Source organism: Ideonella alba (assembly GCF_018069845.1).
In the GTDB taxonomy this organism is placed as follows: domain Bacteria; phylum Pseudomonadota; class Gammaproteobacteria; order Burkholderiales; family Burkholderiaceae_C; genus Ideonella; species Ideonella alba.
Genome location: NZ_JAGQDD010000030.1, coordinates 35,081 through 42,688, shown reverse-complemented (window position 1 = coordinate 42,688; position 7,608 = coordinate 35,081). Strand labels below are relative to the sequence as shown.

Annotated in this window: 5 protein-coding genes; 1 reads left to right on the top strand and 4 read right to left on the bottom strand. The window is 65.2% G+C overall.

Annotated features, from left to right (window positions below):
• On the top strand, nt 1-288 hold a 288-nt coding region (locus KAK03_RS23735; protein WP_445663765.1), incomplete at its 5' end, for a type IV toxin-antitoxin system AbiEi family antitoxin domain-containing protein.
• Between the two features lie 64 nt (nt 289-352).
• Here KAK03_RS23735 and KAK03_RS23730 read toward each other — a convergent pair.
• The 4 genes from KAK03_RS23730 to KAK03_RS23715 form a co-directional block, all read right to left on the bottom strand.
• Nucleotides 353-1,303 carry a DEAD/DEAH box helicase gene (locus tag KAK03_RS23730; protein WP_210857162.1) on the bottom strand — a complete coding sequence of 317 codons (951 nt, stop codon included), beginning with the start codon at nt 1,301-1,303 and terminating at the stop codon, nt 353-355.
• Nucleotides 1,304-1,588: 285 nt separating this feature from the next.
• A complete protein-coding gene (locus KAK03_RS23725) occupies nt 1,589-4,213 on the bottom strand; it encodes a DEAD/DEAH box helicase family protein (RefSeq protein ID WP_210857161.1) in 2,625 nt (874 codons plus the stop codon).
• Complete coding sequence (locus tag KAK03_RS23720) at nt 4,210-6,189, bottom strand: phospholipase D-like domain-containing protein (RefSeq protein ID WP_210857160.1); 1,980 nt, start codon at nt 6,187-6,189, stop codon at nt 4,210-4,212. Before KAK03_RS23720 ends, KAK03_RS23725 begins: the two co-directional genes overlap by 4 nt.
• Nucleotides 6,186-7,592, bottom strand: a complete 1,407-nt coding sequence (locus tag KAK03_RS23715) for a hypothetical protein (protein WP_210857159.1) — start codon at nt 7,590-7,592, stop codon at nt 6,186-6,188. Before KAK03_RS23715 ends, KAK03_RS23720 begins: the two co-directional genes overlap by 4 nt.
• Nucleotides 7,593-7,608 lie beyond the last annotated feature (16 nt).

Sequence of the window (7,608 nt, the reverse complement as noted above, 5' to 3'; positions counted from 1 at the left end):
CTCTTCGTCCATCAACGTACTCATGATGTCGTCCTTTCGACATTAACACCTGAGCAGGTTCTCACTGGGTCGATACACGACGGCGCGCCGGTCCGCGTCTACAACCTCGCCAAGACCATCACCGACTGCTTCAAGCTGCGCAGCAAGGTGGGCCTCGACGTGGCGCTCGAAGCCCTTCGCGAGGCCTGGCAGCAGCGAAAAGTGACGATGGATGACCTGTGGCGCTACGCCAAGGTCAACCGCATGACCAACGTGATGCGCCCCTACCTCGAGGCGCTGACCGGATGAGCGCCGACCGCTCGGCTTCGGTGCTCGCTCGCCTGCTGAATCGGTCGCGCAGCACGGGCGAAAACTACAACCTCCTGCTCTTGCGGCTTGCGGTCGAGCGGCTGCTGTAGCTGAAATCGCGCCGCAAGTAGGCCGAGATCAGTTCGTAGAACTGAACTTCCTCTTCGGCAGGCGAGAACGGGTTGGTGAGCGCGTGGCGCTGGGTGTACGGCACGTACTCCAGCACGTCGCGCCGCAGGGTGCGCTTGATGAAGGGCTGCAGTCCGCGACGCAGCGAATGGATGTCGCCGTCGATGCTGCTGTACTGTGAACGGAAGCTGCGCTCGTCACCGAAGATTTCTTCGTCAATGAGCGAGGTCAGGCCGTACAGCTCCATCAGGGAGTTCTGCAGGGGCGTGGCCGTCAACAGCAGCTTCTTGCGCCCAGCCAAGGCGCGCTTCAGGGCCTGCCCAGTTTCATGGCTCTTGCGGTGGGCGTTGCGCAGCTTGTGCGCTTCATCGATGACGACCAGGTCCCAAGGTACGGCGCCGAGCTGGGCCTCCATTCGGGCTGCGAAGTGGATGGACATGATGCTGATGACATCGCGGTCCAGCGGGTCGTAGGTACCGCCTTCACGCAGCAGGTGCCAGGTGCGCGCGTCCAGTACCTCGGACGGCAGGTTGAACTTGTCGGCCAGCTCTTGCGCCCACTGCTTGCGCAGCGATGCGGGGCAGAACACCAGCAGGCGGCGACGGCGCTCGGCCCAGAGTTGGCACAGCACCAGCGCGGCTTCGATCGTCTTGCCCAGGCCGACCTCGTCGGCCAGCACCACGCCCTTGCTGAGGGGGTTGTTGAGAGCAAAGAGAGCGGCATCGATCTGATGCGGGTTCAGGTCAACACTGGCATCGAACAGCGACTGCGCCAGGCGGTCTTCCTCTGAAGCCGCACGACGACGTGTGAGCTCCCATGCAAAGTACTTGGCGTGGTGTGCCGTGGTGCCCGCTGCTTCAACTGCGCCTTTGACTCCGCCTGACATGTTTTCTCCCTGTCTCGAATTGACCCTGAGAGCGCCACCGTCCCGGCGCATCTGTACGAGTCACAGTCATTTCTTCAATGCTGTTGGCTTCACAATGAGCGCAGCAGCAAGCTCGCGAAGACCGTTCCTTTTTCAAGCGCGATCTGCCTCAAGCATGCAGGTGCCAATTGTCCAGGTGCCAGTCAGTTGCCATCCCTTCCTGCCACCACCCGGGCGCGAGCGCGCACGATTACTACAACCCGGCGTGACGTCGAGTATGCAAGGAAACCACTTCGACTCGACCGGTTACAGCGAGGGCGAGAAAGAAGGCGCGAGTGCATTGATCTTGTCTATGTTCTGATTGAACTGGGGGTCATCAGTTCGCAATGAGTCGGGCAGGATTACCCCGTGGAGTTGCGATCTCAGATCATCCCATCGCCTTAGCAGAACCTGCCAGTTGTACTCGTCGTAGGTGCCCTGAAAAACGAGGGGCCAAACGCGGATGCGGGGCCACTTCTCAGGCGCCCACCCTTCACGCTGCGCTCGATGGAGCATCTGCTCCCAATGGCTGCCCACGCGGTCCACCCGTCCGATCTGCTGCTCGACAACGCCCGGATTCCACTCTGGGTGGAGCAGCAGCACGGTACGACAGGCGCGATGCAGGTTGAGGCCTTCACGGCCGACAATGGACTGTGCCACCAGCACCCTAGGGAAGCTGTGTGCGCGGTTGAAGGCCAGTTGCAGTAGGCGCCGAGTAGGCTGCGACGTGCTGCCACGCATCAATCGCGCAAAACTGCCGGTGGGCGCGTCGTACTCATCGTGCAGGCGCTGGAGAATGTTGGCCCACAAGTCCCCCACCTCGGCATCGTCAAGGCTGCCGTCACGGTTCCTGTCACCTTCGTCTCGGTCGCACAGGGCATTGATCAGGTCTTCGAATCCTTGAGCCCAAGCGAGATCGCTGCAGGTTTCGGCGCCGGGCCCCAGGTGTTCGTGCAGGGCCGCAGCCAAGGTAGAACGGCTGAGCTGCGGATCACGCTCCATGGCCTGCTGAAGGGCCCGCAGCCGGGGGTTGGGCGGCAGTTGAGCCAGGCCGAGAGACAGGCGGCGAGCAAGTCCATCGCGTAGACGTTCACGTGTGTTTTCGAGAGCCTTGTACTGCTCGCCCAGCCGCGCCTGCAACGCCTCGCGGTGGAAGGCGCCAGGGCGGCCCAGATCTCGATGGGCCAGTTGAACTGCGTGCCAATCCTCGTCGTCAAGAGTGGACTGCGCCCAGGGACGGCGCTGGTCCAAGTGTCGCAGCAGCGCGCGTGCGTTGAGCATGCGCGCCAGGGCCTCCATCGGCCGCGTGAACCTGCCGAAAACAAGCACCTTCTCGCCCTCGGCGTCGGCTGCCTCAATGGCCTGTATGGCTGCCCGAAGACCTGGGTGCTCGTACAGCGCATCGGCGCTGCGGTCAAAGGTCTGGCGCAGCAGGCCGAGCCAATAGGTTACTCGGGCCTGCGTCTTGTCGGCGGCGAGCACCGCCTCGTCCACATCGGAGTGGTCCTTCTCAGGGTCAGCGTCGGCAGACAATTCCTCGTCGGATGCCGCGGCGCGAGCTCCTGCATCCAGTACGGCACTCAGACCATGCCCGCTGCCCAGGCTCAGGCGCAGACGTTGTGCGGCGGCACCCGTCACTTGGCCGCCCATCAGCGACAGCGCCTCGGCCGCGCAAAGTGCACGGGCCCAGGGCGCCGAGAGCGACTCCATCGGCACCAGCACCGGCTGATGCTCGCGGTAGGCATGGGCGGGCAGACCGGTGCCCCGTTGGAAGGCGATGACCGACTCGGCCTCGCGCTTGTCGCGGCGCAACACATAGGGGCTCAATGCGGCATGGAAGAGCTGGGCAGCCTCAGCAAGTCTGTGGCGTGCCTCGGCTTGTGCGGGCAACGCGCGGACTTGCTCGACTGCCTCTGCATAGGCACGGATCGCCGGCTCAAGGGGGGCCGCAGCCACGCCGATGCGCTGAAGGGTGTGATGCCATTGGGTGGCTGCCAGTTCAATGGGCGTGGCGGTCATGCCAAGGCGGCGCGCTTCTGGCTGGGCCAGAATGACCTGATCGAGCAGGCGCGTCAGGCCCGACTCTTCGCCCCGGCTCTTGTGCGCTTCGTCGATGATGACTAGATCAAAGTGCCCAAGACCGAGACCCACCGCCTGCTCAAGCCAGTGGCGCAAGGTACCGGTCTTTGCGTACTCGGCGGCCTCTAAGGAGAGCTTCCACGGTGTTCCCTCGATCAACTCGTCCATCAACCGGCGTTCGGCGTTGCCGTCACGGCGCTTCGCGATCCGCACGATATCGGCGGCAGCACGGCGAGCGCGGTCATCCGTGGCACGGTCGTCACCGTGGTAGCCGTTGGGCAGGCGGCCAGTGGTGGCCGCTCGCCAGTGCGCATACAACTCCGGCAGCAACACCCACCGCCACGCCTCGGACTTGGCACCCAGACGCCAGTTGGTGAAACTGTGGGAAACAAGCAGCACATTTTGCGAGGCCCAGGGATGGGCCGGCGGGTCGTCGGACTTCGCCTCGTCAACCGCCCAGGCATCGAGGTACTGCCTTAGGCTTCTCAACACCGGCTGGCACATCACCTGGCCGTGCTTGAACTCGTCCACCCATTGGTAGCCCAAGCCTGGCGGAATCAGCACCGCTACTCGGCCCCCGGCCTCGATCACCGCCTTGGCCGTCATCACGGCGATGCGCGTCTTGCCCATACCCACTTCGTCGGCCACCAGCAGTCCGTGGTTCACCAAGCGCTCGGCAACAACGCGCAGGCTGCGGCGTTGGCCCTCGTTCAGCGCCTGCGGGGCCTCTCCGCCAGGTTGCGGAGTGCTGGCCATCTCGCGCAGTGCATCAGCAACCTGGCCCCAGCCAGCGAAACGCGGCGCGCGAGTCATGGTCTGCCTCCCGAGTGCAAGGGAGGCAAGCCCCAGGCCTGAGCGATGCGGTGCAGCGCCTCCAAGTAAGCCTGGGCGGCGCCTGTTGAGCCGGCGAGGGCGTGCTCCGGCCGGAAACTGTCGTCCGTCAGCGGCTGCAGCGGGTGAAACGGCAGTCTCTTGAAGCGCTGGACCGTATCGCTGTCCTTGGCGAGGATCATCAACTGCTCCAGTCGCAGGCACCAAGCGCGCCAGTCGGCGGCGGGAATGAGCACCTGCCGACGCGCGATGGTATCGATCAACTGCATCATCTGCCGTGTGGCGTACTGTCCTGCGCCGGAGGCTGCCGTCTCGGGCGCCCCTGGACGCGCGCTCAAGGGGCCATCGAGGTGTTCGTCATCGTCCGGGCTGGCGTCCTCCGGCGCCGCGGGGTAGGCCCCGAGGGCGCTGGTGATGTCCTGGACGTCCATCGCTGGCAGCGGCACGGGCGCAATGCGGCCGAACTCGTCGATCACGGGGATCCAGGTTTCCGGCTGTCCAGGGCAGCGCAGGCAGGCCTGGGGCGGGCACACTGGATCGGGCCAGATCCAGGCGCCGGCTTCGCTACTACAGGGCTGTCCCTGAGGGTCGAGCAGCTCAATGCCGGCGGGCACAGGGTCGGTCGTGAAGAGACGCGGCGCGGCAGGGCCTGGCTGCCACTGTAGGAAGGCCACCAAGGGCGCCACCCAGGCCGGCGGCCGCTCAGGCATCTCGGCTCCCGCGGCCAGCACCGCGGCGTCGGACAGAGCCGATCCTGGCTCGAAGGGCAGGAGATGGGCGATGGAGGAGCGCTCAGGGTCGCGCCGATCAGGCATCAAGGCCAAATCGCCAGTGGCCAACACCACGCCGGCTTCAAGATTTCCGGCCTTTGAGATGGCTGCCTTGCAGAAGCCTGGGTTCGTGAGATTGCCGGAACCCAGGTAGAGCCAGCCGCTGGTACACAGGTTCGGATTCGACGGGCTCGGATTCCAGCTGATGATGAACTTGGCGTGCAGGGTCCGCTTGTGATCGGCACCAAAGAGGTGTTCGGCACGGCTGGGCGGCAGCAAGCCCCAGCCTTCGCTTGCAATGGCCTCGCGCGACGCGGCAATCGCCTGGCAGCCAGATTCGTTGACCACCAGTTCGACCCTGCTGGTCTTGGTGAGCAGGCTGTTGCGTCGCAGCGTGGTGACGATCCCGGCGGGAACACTGGGCAGCGCATCAGGGTTGGCATGGCCCTCATAGAAGCCCGAGCCCATGACCAGATGGCTGCGCCGCTTCGCGCCGGCGTGGTGGGCCACCCAGTCGGGCAACTGATCGAGCAGGCTCAGGGCTCGCGAGTCGAGAAACCGCGGTTTAACGCCACTGCCAACCCGCGCGCAAGCCGCAGCACCATCGTCCAGGCCTGCGATCAGCGCCAAGGTGGGCCCATCGGACTGTCGGACCGGGGCTACGAGCAGGCGCTGATCGAAGTACCTCCTAAGCCAGATCAGCAGATCGGCGGCCGCTGCGATATCGGCGCAGCGCAGACGGGCGTCGTCGTCGGGTTCTTGCAGCTCGGCATGGTCGACCTCGACGCACCAGGCCATGTCCAGGCTCTCTTCTACGGTCTGGGTGGTCCAGTTACCGGTGGACACGATCAGGCGCAGACGCCAGCCGGGCTCCGCGTCCTCGCAGCGGAAACCCAGCAGCGCCACCTTGGCATGCAGCAGGTTGAAGGGCAATGCGTCGGCGGCATACACCGGCAAGTGCACGACACCCGGCACATCGCCCCAGGCCAGGCGAGGCTGACCTGGGTCCAGCACCAAGGCCAGCACCACTCGGCCGGACGCCGCGCGCTGATGCCGGGTGGTGAGGGTGAAGCGATCGGTGGCGTCCACCATGAAGGGCGCGTCGGCAGAGTAGCCGCAAAGCCAGCCGAAGGCGCCGACATGCCCCTCGGGCGCATCGAAGTGCTGCAGCAACGAAGGGCGCGTCATGTGTCCAGCCTCGCTCGGCCGTGGGTTTGCAGCCATCCGTCCAACTCGTTGTGGAGATCCAGATTCAGCAGGAACAGGTTGTGGATGCGAAACGAGGTTCCCGACGGCCAGGCCAGCGTGTCCATGGCAGAGGGCTGCGGAGCAGCGGAAGGTTCGTTGGCATCGTCGGCCGGCGCTGGCGGCGCCCCTCGCCGAAACGCGCCGCCGGGCCGAACCTCGTTATGCGCAAGGCGGAGCACACGGCCGTCACGTTGCACCAAATGCTTCAACACGGCCGTGTCGGATAGCTGCACGCACTGGCGGCAGAAGTCGGTGGCGTCGGGGTCGGCATGGTTCAGGTCGAGGAAGGATCCAGCCAGCGTGCGCAGCCCGTTGAGGGCCACCAGTACTGGCTGAGCCAGCGGAGCACCCATCGGCAGGCATTCGCGCGGTGTGGCGGCTACCTGCACTTCCACGGCATCCAGCAGGGCCAGGGCCTGGTCGCGCAACGCGAAGAGATTGGCGCCCGCCTGCAGGTCGTGCCAGTGATCGGGCTCGATCGGGTCTGGCCGATCTGCCCAGGCCCAGCGTTTCGGGCTACGGCGCGACAGGTCCACCCAGTCGAGCGCGGCACGCCGCCTTCGCGTATCAACTGAGGGCTCACCAGCGGAGCCCGCCTGCAGGCAGGCGCGCAGCGCAGCGCAGGCTTCAGATTCGAGCGCCATGCGGGGCGACAGCGCGCTGATCAATCTTTCGGACCTCAACTTCAATTCTGCCCCACGGACCCAATTGAGCAAATGCTCGACCAAGGGCACATTGGCGGGGGAGTACCCCTGGAATGCCGCGCGCAGCACGGCTCGACCCGTATCGGTCGCCTCCAAGGCGTTGAATCGGCGCGTGCCCCCTGCAGCCAAGCCCAAAGGCTGAAGGGCCGAAGTGGTGCCCATGCGCATCGGCTGGCTGACATAAAAGCTGCGATGGCGCACAGCTTTGAATTCCATGCCGTGCTCGCGCGGTAGCTTCGACGTGCCACGCAGACGTGGGTCCGGTCGGTCATCCGAGCCCGACTGAGGATCGCGCCGACCAATGGCCAGCCAGCATGCCAGCGCTTCGATTGCATTGGCACATTCCACGTTACTGACCCTTGAGCCGGCCTCGCGCGCCAACTCGGCAACGTGAATGCCCAGGGTGGCTAGGACGAGTTGCTTGCCGAACCAGACCGACCCGAGCCCTGGTACGGCCAGTTCGTTGAACCTACGGACGGCCGCGCCCAGACCCAACGTTCTGACACGGCGCTCGTCGGCAACCGTAGCCGGGCCCAGTAGTCCCCAAGACATCGACAAGCGCAGCCTCCCTGCAGCACAATCCGTTTCGGATTGAACACCGGTCATGGCCGCGCCAAGGCGAAATTGGCGGGCCGCCAAGTTTTTCGCATTGTGG